The sequence below is a fragment of the Acinetobacter sp. ESBL14 genome (genome assembly GCF_036668815.1).
GTDB classification, from domain to species: Bacteria; Pseudomonadota; Gammaproteobacteria; order Pseudomonadales; family Moraxellaceae; genus Acinetobacter; species Acinetobacter gyllenbergii.
The window spans coordinates 530939-554621 of sequence record NZ_JAZEVS010000001.1; the positions used below are offsets into that span (position 1 = coordinate 530939).

At 41.2% G+C, this 23683-nt stretch carries 23 protein-coding genes and 1 pseudogene; 15 read left to right on the plus strand and 9 right to left on the minus strand.

Annotated elements, in window-relative coordinates:
* Positions 1-21: 21 nt before the first annotated feature.
* Positions 22-663 (plus strand): LysE family translocator, encoded by a 642-nt coding sequence (locus V6E90_RS02555; RefSeq protein ID WP_065342495.1) that lies wholly within the window; start codon positions 22-24, stop codon positions 661-663.
* A 46-nt stretch (positions 664-709) separates the two neighbouring features.
* Here V6E90_RS02555 and V6E90_RS02560 read toward each other — a convergent pair whose 3' ends face one another.
* The 4 genes from V6E90_RS02560 to V6E90_RS02575 form a co-directional block, all read right to left on the minus strand.
* Positions 710-2662, minus strand: coding sequence for a family 2A encapsulin nanocompartment cargo protein cysteine desulfurase (locus tag V6E90_RS02560; RefSeq protein WP_332604437.1), 1953 nt, complete (start codon positions 2660-2662; stop codon positions 710-712).
* Positions 2637-3569, minus strand: a complete 933-nt coding sequence (locus tag V6E90_RS02565; protein WP_016541761.1) for a family 2A encapsulin nanocompartment shell protein — start codon at positions 3567-3569, stop codon at positions 2637-2639. The genes V6E90_RS02560 and V6E90_RS02565 overlap by 26 nt, the downstream gene beginning before the upstream one ends.
* Positions 3570-3803: 234 nt before the next feature.
* On the minus strand, positions 3804-4742 hold the full coding sequence (gene epsC, locus V6E90_RS02570; protein WP_023270361.1) for a serine O-acetyltransferase EpsC: 939 nt from the start codon (positions 4740-4742) through the stop codon (positions 3804-3806).
* Between the two features lie 62 nt (positions 4743-4804).
* On the minus strand, positions 4805-5314 hold the full coding sequence (locus V6E90_RS02575) for a rhodanese-like domain-containing protein (protein ID WP_065342492.1): 510 nt from the start codon (positions 5312-5314) through the stop codon (positions 4805-4807).
* A gap of 406 nt (positions 5315-5720) precedes the next feature.
* Between V6E90_RS02575 and tauA the strand changes: the two genes are divergently transcribed.
* Genes tauA through tauD form a run of 4 tightly spaced genes read left to right on the plus strand, consistent with a single transcriptional unit; the run spans position 5721 to position 9302 of the window.
* The gene (gene tauA, locus V6E90_RS02580; protein WP_332604438.1) at positions 5721-6761 is read left to right on the plus strand and encodes a taurine ABC transporter substrate-binding protein; all 1041 of its coding nucleotides are present in this window, start codon (positions 5721-5723) and stop codon (positions 6759-6761) included.
* 9 nt (positions 6762-6770) lie between these two features.
* Positions 6771-7562, plus strand: a complete 792-nt coding sequence (locus V6E90_RS02585) for a taurine ABC transporter ATP-binding protein (RefSeq protein ID WP_332604439.1) — start codon at positions 6771-6773, stop codon at positions 7560-7562.
* On the plus strand, positions 7559-8440 hold the full coding sequence (tauC, locus tag V6E90_RS02590; protein WP_046738882.1) for a taurine ABC transporter permease TauC: 882 nt from the start codon (positions 7559-7561) through the stop codon (positions 8438-8440). The genes V6E90_RS02585 and tauC overlap by 4 nt, the downstream gene beginning before the upstream one ends.
* 16 nt (positions 8441-8456) lie before the next feature.
* Positions 8457-9302 (plus strand): taurine dioxygenase, encoded by an 846-nt coding sequence (gene tauD / locus V6E90_RS02595; RefSeq protein ID WP_332604440.1) that lies wholly within the window; start codon positions 8457-8459, stop codon positions 9300-9302.
* A 275-nt stretch (positions 9303-9577) separates the two neighbouring features.
* Here tauD and V6E90_RS02600 read toward each other — a convergent pair whose 3' ends face one another.
* Positions 9578-10678, minus strand: a complete 1101-nt coding sequence (locus V6E90_RS02600; RefSeq protein ID WP_332604441.1) for an AraC family transcriptional regulator — start codon at positions 10676-10678, stop codon at positions 9578-9580.
* Between the two features lie 65 nt (positions 10679-10743).
* Between V6E90_RS02600 and V6E90_RS02605 the strand changes: the two genes are divergently transcribed.
* The 3 genes from V6E90_RS02605 (at position 10744) to V6E90_RS02615 (ending at position 15173) form a co-directional block, all read left to right on the plus strand.
* Positions 10744-12492 (plus strand): neutral/alkaline non-lysosomal ceramidase N-terminal domain-containing protein, encoded by a 1749-nt coding sequence (locus V6E90_RS02605; RefSeq protein WP_332604442.1) that lies wholly within the window; start codon positions 10744-10746, stop codon positions 12490-12492.
* The gene (locus V6E90_RS02610; RefSeq protein ID WP_332604443.1) at positions 12489-13775 is read left to right on the plus strand and encodes a D-arabinono-1,4-lactone oxidase; all 1287 of its coding nucleotides are present in this window, start codon (positions 12489-12491) and stop codon (positions 13773-13775) included. The genes V6E90_RS02605 and V6E90_RS02610 overlap by 4 nt, the downstream gene beginning before the upstream one ends.
* Before the next feature lie 234 nt (positions 13776-14009).
* Positions 14010-15173, plus strand: coding sequence for an alanine racemase (locus V6E90_RS02615; RefSeq protein WP_332604444.1), 1164 nt, complete (start codon positions 14010-14012; stop codon positions 15171-15173).
* A 53-nt stretch (positions 15174-15226) separates the two neighbouring features.
* On the opposite strand, the gene V6E90_RS02620 is transcribed toward V6E90_RS02615, so the two are convergent.
* The 3 genes from V6E90_RS02620 to V6E90_RS02630 form a co-directional block, all read right to left on the minus strand.
* Positions 15227-15595 (minus strand): hypothetical protein, encoded by a 369-nt coding sequence (locus V6E90_RS02620; protein WP_016660415.1) that lies wholly within the window; start codon positions 15593-15595, stop codon positions 15227-15229.
* 141 nt (positions 15596-15736) lie between these two features.
* Entirely contained in the window at positions 15737-16978 is a 1242-nt protein-coding gene (locus tag V6E90_RS02625; RefSeq protein WP_332604445.1) for an OmpP1/FadL family transporter, read from the minus strand.
* Positions 16979-17216: 238 nt separating this feature from the next.
* Entirely contained in the window at positions 17217-17657 is a 441-nt protein-coding gene (locus V6E90_RS02630) for a universal stress protein (RefSeq protein WP_016541747.1), read from the minus strand.
* A gap of 247 nt (positions 17658-17904) precedes the next feature.
* Between V6E90_RS02630 and V6E90_RS02635 the strand changes: the two genes are divergently transcribed.
* Positions 17905-18195: a hypothetical protein gene (locus tag V6E90_RS02635; RefSeq protein ID WP_070074657.1), complete on the plus strand. Its 291-nt coding sequence runs from the start codon at positions 17905-17907 to the stop codon at positions 18193-18195.
* Between the two features lie 107 nt (positions 18196-18302).
* The gene (locus V6E90_RS02640; RefSeq protein WP_016541745.1) at positions 18303-18794 is read left to right on the plus strand and encodes a DUF2505 family protein; all 492 of its coding nucleotides are present in this window, start codon (positions 18303-18305) and stop codon (positions 18792-18794) included.
* Between the two features lie 43 nt (positions 18795-18837).
* On the opposite strand, the gene V6E90_RS02645 is transcribed toward V6E90_RS02640, so the two are convergent.
* Positions 18838-19041, minus strand: a complete 204-nt coding sequence (locus V6E90_RS02645) for an amino acid transport protein (RefSeq protein WP_070074658.1) — start codon at positions 19039-19041, stop codon at positions 18838-18840.
* A gap of 132 nt (positions 19042-19173) precedes the next feature.
* On the opposite strand from V6E90_RS02645, the gene def reads away from it, so the two are divergent.
* The 5 genes and pseudogenes from def (at position 19174) to V6E90_RS02670 (ending at position 23595) form a co-directional block, all read left to right on the plus strand.
* Entirely contained in the window at positions 19174-19656 is a 483-nt protein-coding gene (gene def, locus V6E90_RS02650) for a peptide deformylase (protein WP_070074659.1), read from the plus strand.
* Positions 19657-19772: 116 nt separating this feature from the next.
* A complete protein-coding gene (locus V6E90_RS02655) occupies positions 19773-21050 on the plus strand; it encodes a glutaminase (protein ID WP_332604446.1) in 1278 nt (425 codons plus the stop codon).
* 173 nt (positions 21051-21223) lie between these two features.
* Positions 21224-21694 carry a hypothetical protein gene (locus V6E90_RS02660; protein ID WP_065342478.1) on the plus strand — a complete coding sequence of 157 codons (471 nt, stop codon included), beginning with the start codon at positions 21224-21226 and terminating at the stop codon, positions 21692-21694.
* Between the two features lie 88 nt (positions 21695-21782).
* Positions 21783-22163, plus strand: a pseudogene (locus V6E90_RS02665) (endonuclease domain-containing protein).
* A gap of 175 nt (positions 22164-22338) precedes the next feature.
* Positions 22339-23595: an RES domain-containing protein gene (locus tag V6E90_RS02670; RefSeq protein ID WP_332604447.1), complete on the plus strand. Its 1257-nt coding sequence runs from the start codon at positions 22339-22341 to the stop codon at positions 23593-23595.
* Positions 23596-23683: the final 88 nt, after the last annotated feature.

The following is a 23683-nucleotide window of genomic DNA, read 5'->3' on the forward strand; positions in this document are numbered from 1 at the left end:
GTCATGATGGAGATAAATCAAATGTGGCAGTTGTATGGACATGAGTTTCTGGCCTTGGCATTGATCCATTTTATGGCCGTTGTTTTACCGGGTCCTGATTTTATTATTACAGTACGACAGAGTGTTCGATATGGTTATCTAATTGGCTGTATCACTGCAATTGGTATTGGTGTCGGCATTTCGGTGCATGTGTTTTACACCTTGGTCGGGGTGGGCGTATTGATCCAGCAAAGCGTTTGGTTAATGTCGGTATTACGCGTAGCAGGGGCGGCTTATTTGATTTATTTGGGCTGGCAATGTTTACGTAGTCAACCGAATGCCAATCTGGATATTTTGGCTGGCGAGGTGATGGGTAAACCGAGCTTAATTCAAGCCTTTAATATGGGTTTTCTAACCAATGCTTTGAATCCGAAAGCAACGATTTTCTTTCTGGCGATTTTTACCACCATTGTCAGTCCGACTACACCGTTAAAGGTTCAAATTGGTTATGGCATTTGGATGTGTCTAGTCAATGCATTATGGTTTATTTTAGTCAGCATCATGTTTGCACAACCGATTGTGCGGAAACGCTTTTTGGAGTTCGGGGTGTATTTTGAACGGGTGATGGGGATTATCTTGAGTGCAGTTGCAATACGATTGATCTGGAGCGTTGCCTTTACTTGAACATAAAAAAGACTGCACTGAGGCAGTCTTTTTTATTGGAGAGGGGTTAGGTACTGCGCTTGTTTCTGGTCAGTTGATGCAAGACCGACACCAGTAAATCAATTTCTTCAGTGGTGTTATAAAAGGCCAAAGAAGGGCGCACAGTTTGCTCTACTCCAAAACGACGCAAGATCGGTTGAGCACAATGATGCCCAGAACGCACTGCAATCCCATGTTGATTCAGTGCCTTACCCACTTGCTCTGTCGAATAACCTTCAAGAGTAAAGGACATTACACTGGCTTTATTTCTCGCCGTACCAATTGGTCTTAACCCCGTGACACTGCTTAACGCATGCTGGCCATATTCCAGCAAGTCATGTTCATAACGCGCAATATTATGAATGCCAAGGCGTTCAACATATTCCAATGCAGCGCCTAAACCCACCGCATCAGCAATATTGCCTGTGCCTGCTTCAAACTTATTGGGGGCAGGTTGGTAAACCACTTGTTCAAAGCTCACATCCTGAATCATATTGCCGCCGCCTTCCCAGACGGGCATGGTCTCTAGGATTTCAGGTTTGGCATAAACTGCACCAATACCTGTTGGCCCAAACACTTTATGTCCTGAGAATACAAAGAAGTCGGCATCAATCGCTTGGACATCAGTTGGCATATGCGAAACAGATTGGGCACCATCGACCAGAACCCGCACACCTTTGGCATGCGCGATTTTGATCACCTCCGCGACAGGTGTTACCGTACCTAAGGCGTTGGATACTTGGGTAATCGAGATCAGTTTGGTCCGTTCATTGATCAGTTTTGGCAGTTCTTCCAAAATGATTTGACCAGTATCATCCACAGGAATGACACGCAGTTTGGCGCCGACTTTTTTGGTGAGCTGGAACCACGGTACGATATTGGCGTGATGTTCAAGATGCGAAACAATAATCTCATCACCTTCAGCAATATTCTGCTCACCCCAGGTCTTGGCAATCAGGTTAATACCTTCGGTGGTGCCACGAACAAAAATGATCTCTTTGGATGATTTTGCCCCAATAAAACGGGCCACTACATTACGCGCATGTTCATAGGCATCGGTTGCACGTGCTGCCAGCTCATGTGCAGCACGATGAATATTGGAATTTTCGTGCTGATAAAAATAGGCAATACGATCAATCACACTTTGTGGCTTCTGCGTGGTCGCTGCATTGTCAAACCAAACTAAGGACCGTCCATTAACGCGTTCTTGCAGAATGGGGAAGTCACGACGGATCGCTTGAATATCCAAGGGCTGAGCAGCATTGGCAACAAACTGTGGCTGAGAAGCTTGATAATTGCCATAACCTGCATTGTGTTGCGGCAGATCTAAGAAATAAAAGCCTGAAGACGCATTATTTTTTGCTTGAGTAGAAGCTTGAGTATCTTGCTGCAACAGACTTTTTAATGCATCACCATGAGGCAATTGAAATGATTGTGCCGTGGCAAAATTGGCAGCATCAAATTCAGAACTGGATGAACTCGGTGCTGTAAAATCATTCAAAAAATAAAAGGGTGACGCATCACTTGTTGAAGGACGAGAGGGTTCAACTAAAGGAACGTTTGGTGCACTATGAACCGCTTGAGGAAAATTAGGTTCAATCGGTGGACGTGGTAAATTGGCACCACCCACGACCGGCGCCGAGGCGATCGCACGACGTTCAGGATAGTCAGGATAGTTTGGAATATGCTCAGGATATTCAGGGTTTAAACTTTTTTCATAAGCAATATTGGGCGCACGACCACTGAGCGCAGCTAAAGGTTCAGCGGGCTGTGGTTGATGTGGGGGCGTACCAACATGAGGTAAGTCCAAATTCAAACCAGAGGAATGACCACTGCCAGAATTTGGCAGGGCAGCAAAAAATTCAGAGGCAAGCCGTGAAAGTGTTGCTTCATCTGGGAAGTTGGACGGTGGGCTAACACCGACCACTTCAGAACCCGTTGGACTACCGTGTAAATTACTTGTAGTTAACTGGGTAGTCATGATACTTGTCCACCTCCACATCTTCGAGCACAGCCAATGCATCCTCAGTCAATACCGCCAATGAGCAGTACAGTGAGATCAGATAAGACGCAATCGCGTTGCGGTTGATGCCCATGAAACGTACAGAAAGGCCTGGAGATTGTTCGCCGGCCAAGCCCGGTTGGAATAATCCCACCACACCTTGGCGTTTTTCACCCACACGCAGTAACAAGATTTTGGTTTTACCATCTTCTACAGGAATCTTATTTGATGGAATCAGTGGAACACCGCGCCATGTGATGAACTGTGAACCGAATAAGCTCACAGTTGGTGGTGGAACACCACGTCGGGTACATTCACGACCGAAAGCAGCAATTGCATCTGGATGGGCAAGGAAGAAACCAGGTTCTTTCCAGACTTTACGCAGTAAATCGTCAAAGTCATCGGGTGTTGGGGGGCCATTCAAAGTAGAGATACGTTGGTCTTCTGCGACACTGGCCAATAAACCATATTCAGGGTTATTGATTAGCTCACTTTCCTGACGTTCTTTAATGGTTTCAATGGTTAAACGTAATTGTTCTTTAATCTGATCATGCGGGCTGCTGTAAAGATCAGCAACACGGGTATGGATATCTAAAACAGTCGAAACACCATTTAAGAAATATTCACGTGGTTGTGCATCATAATCCACAAAAGTTTGTGGCAAAGTGGCCTCATCACGTTGGGTGCACGCGACTTGGATATCATCAGTATTACTGACACGGTTAACGCGATAAATACCTGCTTCAACAGGAATCCATTGCAATAAATGCGTGAGCCAACGCGGGGTAATGGTCGATAGCTGTGGAACGGTCTTGGTGGCATTTGCAAGCTGTCTGGCTGCGTGATCACCAAGTGCAAGTTGGACTTTATCTGTGGTTTTTGCCATGAATCAATTTTCCTGTTGTTTTTGGCTTTGTTAATAAAATTGGTTTATTGCAATAATGTTGAATGATTTATTTAGTTAGACTAGAGACTATTTAGTATTTTTAAAAATATTATTATGAGATAAATAATCGTGAATTATTTACTTATTACTCATAAGAATATATTTATATGAAATAAATATAAGTATTGAATATACGTTTATTTATTCTAAGAACTATTTAAATAATTCATTCATTTAAACTTTACTATTGTGGAGTGACTCGCTGGGTGACTGTAAAATCTGACTGCCTGCAGTAACGCTATGGGTGAGCCAGACATTACCGCCAATAATTGAGCCTTTACCAATGGTGATACAACCCAAAATCGTTGCACCTGCATAAATCACCACATGATCTTCAACAATCGGATGACGGGCGTAATCTTTTTTCAAGGCACCATCTTCATTCAGTTCGAAGCGTTTTGCGCCAAGCGTCACGGCCTGATAAATACGTACATATTCACCAATCACTGAGGTTTCACCAATTACCACCCCTGTACCATGATCGATAAAGAAACCTTTCCCAATTTGTGCACCTGGGTGGATATCAATCCCTGTGGCTGAATGGGCCAATTCAGAAATAATTCGTGAAAGTAGCGGAACGCTGTGATAGAGCTGATGTGCCACACGATGATGGATGATTGCCAAAATACCTGGGTAGCAGAGCAGGACTTCATCGACGCTATGCGCAGCAGGATCACCTTCATATGCGGCACAGACATCTGCATCTAATACGCGACGGATATCAGGCAAGGTATTGGCAAAGTCCTGTACGATGGTCTGTGCCAAAGCGATTTGCTGTTCATAAAGCAGACGTTCATTGCTTGAAACAGGGATCGGTTTGACGCGACTTTTGGTTTCGTAATTTAAGGCCAGTTTTACCTGTGAAAATAATTCATTGAGTACGCGGTCTAGGGTATAGGCAATATAGTAATCCTCAGTTTCTTGACGCAGATCACTGGGGCCAAGTCGCATTGGAAACAGAATTCCACACAGATCATCTAAAATTGACTTCAGCGCATCCTTAGATGGGAGTTCGCGTCCACCAAATTCTTTGATGCGATGTTGACGCTCTCTCCATTCGTGTCTCGCTTGTTGCAAACCTTCAACGACAGGCTGTATTTTCCATTGGCTCACGAGAATTCCTTGCAAATCAAAGTCATGAATAAATCGTTAATTTTTTGCTTAAGAAAGCAGCATTAATCTTGTAACCAAGGTAATTGGTGGGTACGCCAGCCATTACTTTGATTGCGCTGCTGCTGTTCGTTTAAATCACCCTCAAAACCTTCCAGTACGTTATAGACTTGTGCAAAACCTGCACTAAAAGCTGCTGTTGCAGCTAAAGCAGAACGTTTACCGCTACGACACAGCAATAAAATTGTTTTGTCTTTGCCGACTTTGCTATCCAGTTCTTTTAAAAAACGAGGATTGCGGTTAAAAGATGTACCTGTTGCCCATGCGACGTGGATACTTTCAGGCACATAGCCGACAAATTTACGTTCTTCATTGGTTCTTACATCAACCAAGACAGCATGGCCTTGTTGAACCAAATACCAAGCTTCGCTAGGAGGGATGCTGCCCGTGAAATCAAGTTCATTTTCTTCAGCATATTGCTGAGCACGTTGTAGGATATCTTGTGGATCGTTGAAAGAACCGTGGGAAGTAATGTTGGATTCCACAGCTTGAGCAGAATCAAATTGAGCATTCATTTTTACAACCTTTATATACATCAGCGGGATGATGTTTTTATCTTAGGACGGTTTTTATATTCAGGAAAATAAGCAAAATTTATTTATATATCTATTTTTGATAAATAATGAGTATTTATCGGCTTATTCGGAATATGGTTTAAAACCTAGCTTTAAATTGAATGATCTTATTTAATTTAAAGATGAAATTATCGAGATTAAATATTTTACTTTTCAATTAAGTTGGATGATAAATATTTAAAAGCATGATTTGGAAAATTAAATGCAAACACATTAAAAATATCGCACTTGATGATAAAAGCAGCATAAATTGTCTAAGACTTATTCTTATCTTATAAAGGAATAAGCAAGTCACTTTTTCTTATTTTTAATCATAAAGCATGCCGCATACCATAAGCCTATATTGTTGAAAGATCATCTAATTATGGGCATCAAGAACACCAAGCCGTTAATCGTAACAGCGATCGTCCTTGTGGCGATTGTTGCTTTTATTGTCTATCAAAATCAAAAAGATGTTGCACCTGTTCAGTCTAAAAACAACAAAGCGGTGGTGATTGCCTATCAAACTGGTGTAGATCCAACCAAGGTTGCACAAGCCAATGGTGATTATGAACGTGATAGCCAACAGGCAATCCAATGGCGTAAGTTTGATGCAGGATCAGATGTGGTCAATGCATTGGCTTCAGGTGATGTGGTGATTGGTAACATTGGTTCTAGCCCATTGGCAGCCGCAGCAAGTCGTGATTTACCGATTGAAGTCTTTCTGGTGACGGCTAAATTAGGTGGTTCTGAAGCGTTGGTGGTCAGCAATAAATCTGGCATTCAAACACCACAAGATTTGATTGGTAAAACCATTGCCGTACCCTTCGTTTCAACCACGCATTACAGCTTATTGTCAGCTTTAAAGCATTGGAACATTGCGGATAACCAAGTCAAGATTATTAACTTACGTCCACCTGAAATCACTGCCGCTTGGGAGCGTGGTGATATTGATGCGACTTATGTTTGGGAACCTGCGTTAAGCAAAGTCAAAGCCAGCGGCCATGTCTTAACAGACTCAAAACAAGTCGGCGAGTGGGGCGCACCAACTTATGATTTATGGGTGGTTCGTAAGGACTTTGCTGAAAAAAATCCAGAGTTTTTAAAGTCCTTTGTGCAAACCAGCTTGAAACAAGTTGAGGCATATCAGCAAGATCCAAAAGCATTTGAGCAGAATGCAGACCATATCCAGAAAATCGCGCAACTGACGGGTTCTGATGTAAAAGATATTCCATTGTTGCTTTCAGGAAATATTTATTTAGATCGTCAGCAGCAACAAGCGACTTTATCAGGTGAGTTTGCCAAAAATATTTTTGACACCGCAACTTTCTTAAAGAGCCAAGGCAAGGTCGATCAAGTGAAGCCTGATTATCAAGATAATGTGACCACCAATTTCTTACAGCCATAGGAGATCGAAATGAGCGTATTAGCTGCGGAGCATCTTCATTTAACTTTTCCAAAGCAGACCGTACCTGTCTTGCAAGATATCAATCTGAAGATTGAAGAAGGTACGTTGACTGTGATTTTGGGCGAGTCGGGTTGTGGGAAAACAACATTGCTGAATATTCTGGCGGGTTTTCAAAAGCCAAGTTCAGGTCAAATTACACTGGACCATGAAGTGGTGACTGCACCTGATGCGCGCCGTTCGGTGGTGTTTCAGGATCATGCTTTACTACCTTGGTTAAATGTCTCTGAAAATATTGGTTTTGCTTTACAGCTTAAGGGTTTAAAAGCGCAAGAGATTCAGCAGCAAGTCGATGCAATCTTAAAAATCGTGGGTTTAAGCCATGTCGCTCAAGCCAATATTTGGGAATTGTCGGGTGGTATGAAGCAACGGGTGGGGATTGCACGTGCATTGGTGAGTCATGCAGCGTTTATTTTGTTGGATGAACCTTTTGCTGCGCTGGATGCTTTTACCCGTGAAACCATGCAGCAGTTGGTGCTGGATTTGTGGATTGAACAAAATAAGTCTTTCTTCTTGATCACGCATGATATTGAAGAAGCTTTGCTACTGAGCAATCAATTGGTATTGATGACTGCTCGTCCTGGCAAAATTGTCGAAACTTTAAAACTAGATTTCGCTGATCGTTATAAGCAGGGTGAATCCATCCGTGCGATTAAATCGGATCCTAAATTTATTCAATTACGTGAGCAATTATTTGAACGCCTGCGTGTGCAGAAACAAGCAAGACATGAGGCGGCTGTATGACAGGGCAAGCAAAGAATACAGCCTATGAGGTGAGTAAGGTCGAGGAACTACAATCGACAAACCAAGCACAGTCGGGTTCGTTTTTTAGTCCAATTGGTGCTTTTTTTACACGCCATCGTAGTTTAGCGCTGAGCCTTTCCAGTGTCTTGAGCGTATTGGTGATCTGGTATTTGATCACGGCATTAAAAATTGTCCCGAGTCTATTTTTGCCGAGCCCACAAGCAGTATGGCAAAAATTTCTAGAAGTCAGCCAACAAGGTTTTATGAAAGCCACTTTATGGCAGCATTTGGCCGCGAGTATTTCTCGTGTTTTGTTGGCTTTAGTGGCTGCGATTGCGATTGGTGTACCGCTTGGCTTATGGATGGGATTGAACAAATGGGTGCGTGCGGTGCTTGATCCATTGGTTGAGTTATTGCGCCCGATTCCACCTTTGGCTTATTTACCTTTATTGGTGATCTGGTTCGGCATTGGTGAAACCACCAAAGTACTTTTGATCTTCTTTTCGATCCTTGCACCTGTGATTATCAGCAGTACCCATGGTGTGCTGAGCCATCAGCTCAATCGTGAACGTGCCGCCTTATCGTTAGGGGCAAGCCAATCACAAGTGTTTTGGCATGTGATTTTACCAACCGCTTTACCGCACATCTTGACGGGTATTCGTATTGGTTTAGGCGTGGGTTGGTCAACTTTGGTGGCTTCGGAATTGGTCGCAGCTGATCGCGGTATTGGTTTTATGGTGCAGTCAGCGGCACAATTCCTGATCACGGATACCGTAGTTCTTGGCATTATTGTAATTGCGATTGTCGCTGTTAGTTTTGAATTGTTTTTGCGTTGGTTACAGAAACAATTATCTCCTTGGTATGGCCAACAGTTATAAGTGTGAGTAGTAGAAGATGACCTTAAATATTGAAGTTATTAAACCAACAATCGGTGCAATTATTCACGATGTTGACTTAAACACGGCTGATGAACATACCGCGCAACAAATTCAACAGGCTTTGCTGGATCATCATGTGATCTTCTTCCGCAATCAGCAACTTGCACCTCAGGCGCAAGCGGAGTTGGCACGTAGTTTTGGTTCTTTGCATATTCATCCTATTTATCCATCCGTAGCAAATGTGCCTGAAATCATTGTATTGGATAGTTGGAAACAAGACTTACGTGACAATGAACTTTGGCATACCGATGTGACTTTTAGCCAGAAACCGCCATTGGGCTGTGTCTTACAAGCCATCAAGATTCCACCTGTTGGTGGTGATACCCTTTGGTCGAGTGGGGCAGCGGCATTTGCTGCCTTGGATCAAGGTTTGCAGCAAAAGTTAAAAGGCTTAACTGCAACACATGACATTCGTCAGTCTTTCCCGATTGAGCGTTTTGCGCATAATGATGTAGAGCGTCAAAAGCTGGAAGACACATTTAAGCGTAATCCACCCGTTGTTCACCCTGTGGTGAGAACACATCCTGTAACGGGTCAGCCAATTTTGTTTGTGAGCGAAGGGTTCACCACGCGTATTAATGAGCTGGATGAGACTGAAAGTGCTGAATTGCTACAATATTTATTTGCCCATGCCACCAATGAGCAGTTCCATTTGCGTTGGCAGTGGCAGGCAGGAGATGTGGCGATTTGGGATAATCGTTGCACGCAGCATAAGGCTTTATTTGATTATGGTGAGGCGCATCGGATTATGCATCGTGCCACGATTAATGGTGATGTACCGTTTTATCAAGCAGCAAGTTAAAATTTAGTTTTAATTTTTGGCTTCGGTGGAATCTTACAGAGATCTCATCTTATTTTGGATAAGCATCCGTTTTCTCTCTTACTTTTCAGGGATGAAAAGTAACAAAAATCCTTTGTTTGGCTGATGATACTTCCTTGTATCACAGCCAAACTGGCGGCATCCATGCCGCCGAGCGCGGTAGTGAATATTTGGGAGAATTTAAAATTACAAGAAAAAGCATTTACGGTTCAGTTTTATCTGCATCTGCGCTTGGAAATTTCTAGACCGTTTTATTCTTAGGCATTATGTAAAATGCTCTCTTGTTTATAAACCGAAGGCGCTTGCCCAGTCCAGCGTTTAAAGGCACGTCGGAATTCACGTAATTCGCTAAAGCCTAGTTGCAGGCTAATCTCACTCATGGACAGATTCTGTTCCAGTAATTGTTTAGCTTTCCGCTCCAACACATTTTGCCGAATTTGTTGAAAACTCAAACCTTCTGCCAATAATTGTCGTCTTAAATGGCGCTCGCTGAGGTGTAATTGTTCGGCAGCTTGTTGCATCTCAAAACGTTCAGGTAAATGCTGTTCAATCAAATGATCAAGTAAATGGACGTAGCCGACTTGATTGAGCTGGTCTATTTCTTTTAAGACCTGTTCACAAATGTGTAGTGCAGTTGCATAGTTGGCGGGGCTGTAATTTTTTAAGTTACGCTGCAATAGGTGACTACTAAAACGCATGATATTTTTATCACGGTTAAATTGGACGGGGCAGCCAAAGAGATCACTATATTGTTGTTGATATTCGCTTGGAAAATAGCTGAGTTCAAGACTGATCACATCATCATGATCACCTAGCATTGCATTTAAACAGGTGATGATGCTGCTAAATAATTCATCATAGAAAAAAGCTTTGAGTTCATTGCAGGGAGAGGTTTCAGTGACTTCTAATTCACAGAGATCAGCGTGGATGGAAAAGTTGATATTTAAGACGCTGCCTGAAATACGATGATAACGCAGCGCAATGTCTAAGGCATCTGCAACAGTCTTGCAGGATTGCATGGCGAAACCGAGAATCCCCATTGAAATCAGACCTTCACTACTGCCAAGCTTTAAACCGAGGTCGGGTTGTTGGTAGGCTGTCATGGCCTGACGTATCACATCACACAATTGAGAGAAGCGAACCACGCCTTGGGTTTGCTGTATTTGTGCAATGTCTAAACCTGAATGCTGAAACCATGCAGCATAATTCCACTGTTGCTGCTCTGCATAATGGATCAGGCTGGCCAGAATGGTGGGTGGAATATATTGCTGTGTTTCAGCGCTATTGATGAATTGTTTAGGCATAAGTCCGTTTTGCCCCCCAAAGAAAAGTGTCTTTAACCCTGTTGGGTATCGCATAATTTTGATTAACTTTCAACAGGCTTTAACACAGTTAGAAAAAGAACTGAGAAAGGGACGCGCCAATGTATCAAGTGGGCTGGGATAAACAACAAATCAAAGTTACACCGAAAGGCTATGCCATGTTTGGTTATGGGCAATGGTCACATCGGGCCTATGAACAGCGCACAGCTTTATTTGCACGTAGCGTGAGTATTGTCGATTCATCCGATCATCGACTGCTGCTTTGTTGTCTTGATTTAGGTTGTATTACCCATTCCATGCGCAGCCAAACGGTAGCGCGACTCACGCAAATCATAGGTACGCCATTTGATGAAAATCAACTGGTGTTAATGGCAACCCATACCCACTCTGGGCCTGGTGGTTGCGGTTATGAAGCTTTATATAATATGCCAACACCCGGTTTTGTGCCTGAGCATCTCAGTGCAATTGTCGATGCGATTGTACTGAGTATTCAAAATGCGATTGCGTCTGAACAAGACACCGAGATTCTCTTGGGCACGCAACATTTTCCAGAACATACCGCTGTGGCGTGGAATCGTTCGATCAAAGCCTATAATCGTAATCCAGAGGTTTTGCCACGCACTGATGCCGAAACGCATTTGGCTTTGAATCGTGAAATGCAATTGCTTGGTTTTTATCGTGAACAAAAATTGCAGTCCTTTATTTCATTATTTGGGGTACATGCGACTTGTTTGGGAAATTCCTTAAACGCCTATGATGGCGATAACAAGGGTTATGCAGCTGCATTTTCTGAGCAGGCTTTAATTGAGCAAGGAGTTGATAATCCAGTCACGATTTTTGCCCAAGCAACCGCTGGGGATGTATCACCGCATTTCCATGGTAAAGATCAGCTCAAGATTCGCAATCAAATTAAAGGTGAGCAGGAGTATCAATATGCGCAACAAAATGGGCGTTATCAGAGTGAATTGGCTTTAACTAGCTTACAGGGGAATATTGCTAAAAATTTGCAAAAAGTTGAAGGCAAGATCGATGCTGTTTTGTCCTATGTGGATCTGAGCAATATTGAGATTCCCGATGCATTTGCAGATGGTCAAAAGCATGCAAAGACCAGCCAGCCTTGTCATGGCACCGCATTTTTTGCAGGTACGCCTGTCGATGGTCTAGGTGCGCCTAAACCCTTAATGATGGGGATGCAATTTTTAGCCGATCAATTTCGCAAACAAAAAATCAAACATTCCAAAGCAGCAGACTTTGTAGCATATCAGCAGCTGTATGCATCTCAAGGGCCGAAACGGATTTTACTGGAAGCAGGCACCAAAAAGATTCTAGGTCAACCGATTGGTTTTCCGCCAAGTATTCTTGATCCGCTGATTGCAGAAATGAACCGACAAGTGAAAGCAGGGGCGATTCAACACAGTCCTTTAGTCCCAAGTGTGGTTCCCTTACAGATTGTACGATTAGGATCGTTAGCGTTGGTCTGTTGTCCTGGTGAATTTACAACTATTGCTGGGCAGCGTGTGGTTGATACGGTTAAACAGAAACTTGCCGCACAGGCTTCGATTGAAAGAGTTTGGTTAGCATCATACTGCAATGATTATATGGGTTATGTCACCACCTATGAAGAATACCAAGTGCAGGCGTATGAAGGTGGGCATACCTTATTTGGTCAATGGACATTGGCAGCCTGTCAGAGCAAGTTCCGAGGCTTAGCAGAACAATTATTGTTAGAAAAAGATAAACGTCATTACGATGAAATGACACGACCACCGCATATTCCAACGCAGGAACTCGCAAAACGCACTAATCATGGCAATTTAAAAACTGCCGTTAGCCAAGGAGAGGCAGTATGAGTGATTTAACACAAGGCATTTGGTCAAACTGGTCTGGTTTTCAAAAATCTATGCCGCAACAGATTTTGCAACCTGCCAATATTCAAGAACTACAGTCGATTGTTCAGGCGCAGAAAAAAATACGGGTAGTCGGTGCTGGGCATTCTTTTACGCCGTTGGTGTGTACCGATGCAACCTTATTGTCTTTGGATCATATTGCAGGAATTGCATCGACTGATCTTGACCGATGTCAGAGCAGTATTTATGCAGGCACACGCTTATATGACCTAGACCAACATTTACAGCAACAATCCATCAATCAGGCTTTAATGAATCAAGGAGATATTGATCAGCAAAGTCTGGCGGGTGCAGTCTCTACAGGCACACATGGCACAGGTGCAGATTTACATTGTATTTCAGCCTATGTTGAAGCTTTTGAGCTATTGACGACTTCGGGTGAAATCCTAAAATGCAGTCGCACAGAGCATCCTGAAATCTTTGCCGCAGGGCGAGTCTCTTTGGGTAGCTTAGGCATCTTGACCCAAATCACTATGCAAAATCGTCCGCGCTATAAACTCAAAGAACATATTGAACTTTGTCCTGTTGAAGACATGATGCAACACATTCAGCAATGGAAGCATCAGCATCGGCATGTCGAATGCTTTGTGTTTTCCCATGAAAAGCAGTTGATGCTGAAAACTTTGAATGAGACCGATGAAGCGGTTTTGCCTCGTAAGGAAAATTTTCCATCGGATGATACCTTACTGACCTTTTGTTCAGAGCTGACCAAAAATTTTCCTTCGTTGAATCCTTATTTACAGAAGCTACTCGGCATTTTTGTTAAACCAACCACCTATGTCGATTGGTCGAGCAAGATATTTCCAACACCGCGTAATACCAAGTTCAATGAAATGGAGTATCAGATTCCTGTTGATCGCGGAATAGAGTGTTTGGATGAAGTGTTGCATGCCTTAAGAACGTATAAAGTGGCCACTTTTTTTCCGCTCGAATTTCGCTTTGTCAAAGGGGATGATATTTGGCTCAGTCCGTTTTATCAGCAGGATTCCATTTCGATCTCGGTGCATCAATATCATAAGCAAGACCCGCGTTTGATTTTTGATGTGGTTGAGCCAATCTTGCAAAAATATCAAGGGCGTCCGCATTGGGGTAAAATGCATCAAATGAACAAAACACAGCTTCGGACTTTATATCCCAAGTGGGATGATTTTATGGCTTTGCGTCAGCAGCTTGACCCAGAAGCTAAGTTTTTAAATCCCTATCTGGAAAAGCTGTTTTTAGGTTAAATCGAATTTTTATGAGTTGAAAGTACTTAACGGAATCATATCGAATTCCCATCCAATTAAGGGTGAAGCTTTCAGCTAGATTTACTTTGGTTTCATCCTAAGAAGCATAAGATGTATTTAAACTCTTGCGTTTTGCCAAAGCTTTAGTCGCTTTGGCTTGCTCAGGTTGTAGATGACATTCCCTCGTATAAGATGGTTTTTTTAGGATCACGATTAAATAAAAAAGGTATAGCCATGTTGGATCATTATTTTAAACAACTCAATCTCGATCTAAAAAAACAGGGGATTGCGACTCCGCAACTCATTATTGATGCAGCGGCTTTAAAACAAAATATCCAGCATGTTCAGATTCGTCTTGCTCATGCCAAACATTTACAAGCGCGCTTGGTGGTGAAGTCATTAGCGAGCCTAGACTTACTCAAATTGTTATCTGAGCAGATCAATACTCAACGTTTTATGGTATTCCATCAACCACATATTATTTCAATCTTAGAAAATTTTGCTGAAGCCGATATCTTATTGGGTAAGCCGATGCCCGCTCAAGCAGTCCATCAATTTTTTGATCAGCATGCGGAATGGTCAAATGCCAACATTCAGTGGCTGATTGATAGCAAGCAACGCTTGCAACAATATATCGAGATTGCCCAGACCTATTCGCTCCGTCTAAAGGTGAACATTGAAATTGATGTGGGTTTACACCGTGGTGGCGTGCAATCGGCAGCTCAAATGGTCGAAATATTAAAGTTGATTCAACAGTATCCGCAGTATTTAAAGCTTTCTGGTTTGATGGGCTATGATGCACATGTCACTAAAATTCCAGCCATCATCAAAAAGCCTGAATTGGCTTATCAAAGCTCGCAGCAGACCTATGCCGATTACCAAAAGCTAATTAAACAGCAGTTCCCAACGCTGTGGAGGGATGAGCTTTGTTTTAATGGGGGCGGCAGTCCAACCTTTAGCTTACATACCACTGAAAGTGTCTGCAATGACTTGTCTTTTGGTTCAATGCTATTAAAACCAAGTGATTTTGACAGTGATTTTTTAAGGGCATTACAGCCAGCATTCTGGATTGCTGCACCTGTATTAAAAATATTGCCATTTACCCAGCTTCCTTCAATGTCTTTATTGGATAAATTGCCACATAAATGTAAGGCGTTGTTTATTTATGGTGGCTATTGGCTGGCTAATTATGTCTATCCTGATCAAGCGCATACCCACGCATTGTACGGGCGCAGCAGTAATCAGGAGTTGGTCAATGTACCTAAGGATTGTGATATTCAGGTCGATGATTTTGTATTTTTAAGACCTACACAAAGTGAAGCGATTATCCCTCAGTTCTCTGAGTTAAAGCTGTATCGCAAACATGCTTTTGAGACATGGCAAACCTTTAGTGAATAACAGTATTGCGATTACCAATATTCGAGCTAAAAGTCTGCTGCGTATTTTGAGCCTTAAAATAAATCACTCAAATGGCAGCTTTTTGCTTCAGTCAGATTGTCAATGGAATCAACCAAGAGGATGTTAATATCTTTTTCATTTTTATATGCTGCAATTACTTCTGCATAAATCGGCTGTTTGAGTATCGTGGCTTTGGAGAGAAAACTTGATACCGCCTTTTCATTCGACCAGTCTGCATCTTTCAACACATATTCATTCTGTGCAATATCGCATCGTGTCAAAATGGCTTTGTTATCCTTTATCGTTAAGGTGCCCATAAAAATATCCATACTTTCTTTGGGATCAGTCGGATTGGCATAAGTGGTAAAAGGAAAAACGAAGCTAGATATAAATATTGAAAAGACAAGAGCGATTTTTTTCATTGGATTTTTCCGAGAGATGACATTCATTATTAAAATAATGCTTTGAGATTCTAATCTAATCCATGTATTTGGTACTAGGAGATAGCCATGTGGGAACAGTGTATGTTCTTACATGGCTGAATATTTGATTGAAGCTATGCTTTAAAAACGATAGCCCATTTTAAAACCATAAGCGATGGCACTGTTATCTTTAAAATCGGCCTGTTCAGCAATGGGTTTAATCCCTGGCACAGGAATGTAATAGGTACCATCTTCGGCAACTGCATCACCTAACCAGAAGTATTTAACCCCAGCGGCAATAAAGTAGTTTGGGGCAGGATTAAACTGAGCGCCTAGACCAATACCCCAAGACCCTTTGGTTGGATTCAATGTGGATGCAGGGTCGCCTGTACCAGAGTCCCAACTGACTTCAGTCGATGCACTCCATTTTTCAGTAAACTGATGGCCCAGTCCGACATTGACCGTCCATTGATCATTTTGATAGCTGTCTAAATCAAAACCACCCGTATAGCTTCCTTCGCTGATCAAACCTGTTAGATACTCCGTAACTGCGCCAAACTGAGTAGGGCGGATATGGAAATCTTTCCAGTTGACCCAACGTAGATTGGTATAGAGCAGGGTGTCTTTATATACCCCTGTTTGAAAATCAATATTCACTGATTGTGGTGTCGAAATTCTGGTTTTACTTGGCGTAGTGACTTGCAAAGGCTGACCGAACATGGTCTCAGTCACCTGCATATCGTGGTCAATCTTGGAGCGGTAGGTGACCGCGGCTTTTAAGGCAATATCTGGGATTTGATAGCTCAGGCCAGCCAACCAACCGACCGCATGATCCTGTTTAAATTTGGCATCATAGCCATTAAAGGCTTCACTATATGAATTACCACGTAGCGCAACATCACCTTTCACCGATTGATAGACAGCACCGCCATAGAGTTGAAAATTGCTAACAGGACTGACACCCAAAATCATGCTAATACTTTCGGTATCAACATTGACCGATGTGCCTTGTTGAGTAAATTCATTATCCGAAAAGGTATTATTCGATTGCATTGGATAAGTAATATCGGCACCAAAAGGCTGGTCATAGAGCAGACCAAAGCTGATTCGATCAGTCAGTTGGAGTTTGAGTGCGGCACTATAATATTGAAAGCTATTGCCCATATTGCCTGAGTTAAGATTTTGCGGATCATTGACCAGTTCTGGACGATTACGAATTTTTCCTGAAATATCAGCATCAACAGCTGTGGCATTGACCTCGACATAATTGCCATTTTCTAGAAAAGGGAGAATGGATTGTCCCGATTGATCCAGTGCCGCAGCGTGGTTTAATGTACTGATGCACATCCCACAGAGGGCAATCACCATTGGATTGAGTTTCATATTGATCATCCTTGTAAAACTGTGTCTTATTCTTAAACATGCTGTTTTTATTGACGGTCATCTTCTCGCTTTCATTGGAAAGTGAATACAATGCCTAGGTTTGAGTGAAACATCTTTTACAGGGCTGGAATAGGGTTGAAAATGATCAATATGGGGGGCGGAGCGGTCAAATCCCTAACTTTGAGACAATAAAAAACCTTGTGCCGAGACACAAGGTTTTTTCACTTCAAGCAAAGCGTTATTGCTTCACAATCAGTACGGGAATGTGTGATTCGGTTAAAACGGCACGGGCCACGCTACCCAGCAATAAACGTTTTACCCCTGTGCGGCCATGTGAACCCATAATAATCAGATCAGCTCCGATTTCATCGGCAACAAAGATAATGCCTTCACTGGCTGTGCCATGATGAATTTTGGTATTCACCTGAATGCCATCACGGACAAAGGATTGAGAAATGTCTTGTAGTTGTGTTTTGGCTTGTGCCTCGGCTTGCATAAAATAATCGGTCACTGCAGGGGCAACCTGATAAAAATCCACACCGACAAATGGGTCAACAGCAACCACACTCAGGATAGTGACTTTTGCCCCAGAGAGTTTTGCTAAAGAAAGCGCATGTTCGACTGCGGCATAGGAAATTGGAGAGTCATCAACAGGAACTAAAATATTTTGGTAAGACATATTTACTCCTTATCGTTTATCGTTGTAAAAATAGAAAACATAACAAGGTGATAACATATTGAGCCTGCACTAGCAAATCAGAACGGCTTAAAAATATATGATAAAACTGAAAATAATGTAGAAAAACAGCATATTCCGCAGCAAAATAGCAGCATAAGAAAATCACTGTATTTTTGTAATTCAGTGGAAGATAAAGCTGAGAGTTAACCATGCAATTCAAGCACGATTTAAATCAGAAGGAAGCTTTGTGTTATTGAGTTTAGAGGCGTTTAAACAACAAAAATTTGACCAGATGGCAGCCAAAATTATGGCTGATCCAGCGTTTTATTTGGATTTTGATTCGGTTTCAGATTTCTACAAAGCGGCATGGTTAGATGAGTTTCCGCAAGGCACCACGTGGTCAGCCACAGGTTTGGATGATGGTGCAGAGCAGTTTTATGCGGTGATTGAATATGGGGATCATTATCTATATATCAGCCGTATGGAACGGGTCACGGTCAAATTAGGCATACGGCATCATTACAATAAAAATAACTAATCCAAGCAGTCATCCTTTTTTATCTGATCAGATTTTGTGATCTAAATGAGAATGCTATACTTTTGCACAATGATGAAATCCTAATAAAACGAAATGGACATTTAAAAATGGCACATCAATTTACGGTTAATGAAACAATTCATGGTGTTTCAATTGAGGACTTTTCAAGACTGGTGGCGGATACTTCATTGCATGAAGCAGTATGTAAACGTATTCCGGGTGAGAACTTGGAAATTATCGAATCGAATATTAATGGTGATATTTATACGCTACGCCGTGAATATAATCTGGATGTCAATATTCCAGAAGTGGCGAAAAAATTATTAAAAAATGCGTTCCGCTTAAAACGTGCTGATATTACCCATTTGAAAAACTTAACCTCGACAGTTGAATTGGGTGCAAACCTGCCTTTGGAAGCAAAGGGCGAGCGCAGTGTTACGGGTGATAGTGAGAAGGTGAATATCTCTTTAACATGGACAGTGAAAGTTAAAGTACCTTTGATTGGCGGTATGCTAGAGAAGCATGCAGAAGGTGAAATCCGTAAATTCAGCACGCTTGAAATCGAGATCGTGGCCGATGAATTAAAGAAACACCTTTAATTTTTGCAGGAAAGAAAGCTCTCCAGTTGGGGAGTTTTTTTATTTAGAAGCGCAGGAAATAGGGAACAATCGAAAGCGCCACGCCAATGATACTGATCATGGTGGTGCTATCAATAAAGTAGGTGAAGAGCATCAAGACCAAACCACAGACCATAGGCACGGTCATTTTTTGCTTTTTGCCATACATAAAATAGCCTAAGCCAATTGAGCTAAAGATGACACCTAGAAATAGTTGGGTTGCATTCATGTGCTTTGCCATGCGTTATTTTTATCGCGAATATATTATGACAAGATTCTTAAATGAAAATTATGGTAACGCGATAAAATATCCAATACGATAATATTCACTATTTGGTCAAAACAATTATAAGGGCGTGGGATGAGTGTAATTCTACCAGTAGCACAACGTGGTGAAGAAGTTTTAAAAATTAAAGCGGCTGCTGTCGCGAACGGGGAATTTAACAGTGAGTGGTTATTGCAACTGGCATCTGCGATGCATGCGACTATGCTGGAGCGGAATGGGGTTGGGATTGCGGCACCACAAGTTTATATTTCTAAGCGATTAATTATTGTGGCATCTCGTCCCAATCCGCGTTATCCCGATGCACCTGAAATGGATGCGGTGGTGATGGTTAATCCTGAGATTTTGGCGTTTTCTCAAGAATCTTGTTTGGGTGAGGAAGGTTGTTTAAGTGTGCCAGATGAACGTGGGCAGGTGGAACGAGCGCAAGCAATCAAAGTACGTTATTACACTTTACAGGGTGAAGTGGTTGAAACAGCTTTTGAGGGATTTCCTGCGCGAATTGTTCAGCATGAGGTGGATCATTTGGATGGAATATTATTTGTAGAACGTTTGAGCTAGTTGTGTATGTAAGCACATAAAATCATTACAAAAGCTATAATTTTAATATGATCAGTCCTCTGTACTATAAGAGTGAATCTAAATTAAAACTTGAAACATTTAAAGGCTAGATGACCATGAAAACTCCACTTCCTGATTATTTGGCGCATGTGATTGATGCCTGCGATATCGATAACAGTGGGCATCTCGCAGATTATATTCCTGAGTTAGCCAATGCCAACCCCGATCGTTTGGCGCTGGCTTTATCGACCGTCGACGGTGAAATCTATTCCGTTGGGGATGATGAGATTGAATTCACCATTCAATCCATGTCTAAACCATTCACGTATGCTTATGTGCTGCAACAGCTTGGCATTGATGCTGTATTAGAGAAAGTTGGGGTTGAACCTTCGGGCGAGGCCTTTAATGAAATTTCACTGGGTAAAGATCGCCGTCCTAAAAATCCGATGATTAACTCAGGTGCAATTACTACACATTCATTAATACCTGCCAAAGAAGGTGTATCAGGCGCAGAAATTTTACGTCGATTTATGAGTGAACTGGCAGGACGTGAGCTGCAATTTGATCATGCGGTATATGAATCTGAGGTAAAAACGGCTTATCGTAATCTCTCGATTGGTTATATGTTAAGAACCGTGGGGATTTTGGAATCCGATCCTGAAGAGATTGTGAATGGCTATATTCGCCAGTGCGCGATCTTGGTGACGGTCAAAGATCTGGTGCGGATGGGCAGTGTTTTTGCCAATGGCGGGGTTGATCCTAAAACTGGAAAACGCTTATTGAATCGTGCCGTGGTACGCCAAGTCCTGAGTGTGATGATGAGTTGTGGTATGTATGATGCTGCGGGGGATTGGCTCACAACGGTGGGTATTCCTGCCAAAAGTGGTGTCGCAGGTGGAATCTTGGGCGTGCTGCCAGGTCAGGTCAGTATTGCGGCCTTTTCTCCTCGGCTTGATGAACATGGTAATAGTGTACGCGGCATAGATATCTTGGAGCGACTCTCTCGTGACATGGGCTTACATTTGATGGAAGGCACGCCGTCTGCGCAAACGATTGTGCAGAGCCATTATCGCACTGGTAAAGATGCTTCTTTAAGTGTGTATGTGCTTCGCGGTGTATTGAAATTTACTGAAGCGGAAATGTTATTACGGATCTTGCAATGTGAGCCTGTCGATAAAAGTTCTATTGTGATTGATTTAACTCAGATTTCCTTGATTCATGAGGTCGGGAAACGGATGTTTCTGGAAGGGATTGATCGCTTGATTGATGATGGCCATAGTTTGCTGTTAGTTGATCCTGAGCAGCGTTTGGATCATGCACGAACGCATAAAGATCGGGTGTTGCATGTTTATCAGAATCTTGAGGATTTGATTGAAAAGCATAAAGAGTTATAGGCGTAGAGAGCCTATATTGAAATGATATAGGTTCTAAATTAGTGCGATGTTTTTCCGATGTAAGGTTTAAACATCGTATTAAATAATATTGTTGGTTGAATTGTCGCTTGTGGGGCGTATTCACTTCAAATTTTATTTATACTGAGCCGATTAGTTTTTGCAGAATATCTAAAATGAAAAATAAAATATTGGGTTTAGCATTGATGAGTATGGTTTCACAGCCACTCTTTGCAGCTCCATTTGTTCAACCTGTGATTCAGGGTAAAACGTACAATAATTGGGAGGTGCCTATACGTTCATTGGGTAAACCGAAAAGTGTTGTTAAAGGAAAACCAGATGAATGTAACGGTGGCTATTTCCCTGATGAATATGATTATGGCAGTTTTAAACTGTTAGACACGGGTGTCATTAAAGAGGTTTATTTTAGTCAGAACAATGCGCTAGTGTTTCATGGACAAAAGATTCGTAGTGGGATAGATCAAAAGAGTTTTATGCAACAATTTAAAAAATATGAATTGTGGATGGACGCTGAAAATAAGAATGTTGTTTATAGTGGGCTGGCTGAAAGTGGAAATGATTCAATAGAATTTGTTTTTAAAAATGGAAAACTTCTAAAATATAAGTTGTTCTTTGATGATTGTTAATTTTGGAAGATTAAGTATACAAGATTGGTAAGCTAAAGATTTAGCTGTCTTTTATTTCTTAATTTTACTCTAACGTTGAATTGATTAGATGAAGCCTTATAATAAAAATCTAAAGCAAGCATCTCGAAATTTAAGAAGCAATATGACAGATGCTGAGCAACTGCTATGGCAAAGAATAAGACGTAAACAGATACTAGGATTACAGTTTTATCGATAAAAACCGATTCTAAACTTTATTGTGGATTTCTATTGTCCCGCAGTAAGTTTAGTAATTGAATGTGATGGTGGGCAGCATTACACCGAAATAGGGTTGTGAGCTGACCAAAATCGTGATCATGCTTTAAGTGAATTAGGGCTGATCATTTTAAGATTTAGTAATCATCAGATTTAGACTGAGATTGATGCGGTTATAGAGCATATTTATTGTACTGCCAAACAGAGATTGGATTCCCTCTCTTACGAAACGTAATTTTTTACCTTTGGTAAGGGGGGACTTGTCATGAATTTGACGGTGTTTTTTGCTTCACGAAGCTTCTCACTTTTCGAAAGGGAGGATGGGAGGAGTTATTCATAAAAATAGATTAGTATAATTTTTTGTAATATATTGAATTTACTTTATGAGGGAAATTAAAGGAGTTGCCTAAATGCTGCTTTGTAAAATGTGTATTGAAAAGAAATTACCATCTTATACATATAATAATGAAAATTTTGGAAGACAATTTTGTGAAGAGTGTCGGAGTGAAACTCAGCATTTAGATTATGAAGTTTTCAAAAATAAATTATTCGATGTGATATCTAATAATTATAAACTTTTAAGTAATCTGCCTTATAGAGCAGGTTGGTTTTATGAGGGTCATGATGATGATGGGGTGGTGGATGATTTCTATGCTCTTATAGAGCCATTGAATTTAGAAGAAGAGTTAGCAGAAAAATTAGCAGACGATTGGGAAAAGAAGTATGGTAATGATTGTTTAGTACTTTATGATGATTCTTTAGAAGAGTATGAAGGTTGTAATAAAGAATTTGAATGGGAGCATATTCAAAAGGGCTTTAAACATGAGTTTAGATTCTTTAATTCAACTCTGATGGATTTCTTAAATCATACATTTGAATATTTACTTGATGATAATATTATTAATCAATCACTTTTAACCATCATAAAGCCAAACACTATTTTATATCGTGGCAGAAGTTTTGATAGTTTTCAGCTATTGATGAAAGAAATTAATAAAGATGACATCAGGATTGAGTATGAACAAGAAAATGAAGATAGTGCAAAAAATATTCGAGATAAATTTGGGTTAGTACCTTCATCTTTAGCTAGTGATCAACGAATGACACCTCTTGGAATATCCGCTCTTTATTTGTCTACAGAAAAAATGGCTTGTGTAGCAGAAATTAGAGCTTTAGTTGGGCAATATGTAGGTATTGCGCAATTCTCTAACAGAGTAGAGCTAAAATTGTTAAATCTAAATAAATTAGCAGAGGGCTTACGCCCTAATGACTTAGATGAAAAATATTTGGAAAAATTGGATGTTTATGTATTTTTCAAAAAACTTATAGCAAGTGTGTCAAAACCCAAACTTGAAAGTGGAAAATTTGATTATTTGATAAGCCAATACTTTTTCGAGTTCTTGCGTGTGAAGTTTGAGAATCAGATACAAGGGGTTTTATTGAAATCAGTTCAATTACCTACTGCTGATAATATTATTTTATTTCCTGAGGTTACAGATGATGGAATAGATAGCTCTTTTTCAGAAGGAAATAACGATATGTATTTTTCTTGGGATAAAGATACAATGTATGGATTAAGTATTTCACAGGTTAAATCAATTGTTATTACAACGGAGATTGAATATATATCCCATCCAAGAATGACAGAATCAACGGATTGGATTTAATCCCTCTCAACCTCCCTTTGAAAAGGGAGGAGCTGTCACGTAATTTACTAGATACGTGTAAGTCCCCCTTTGCCAAAGGGGGACTTAG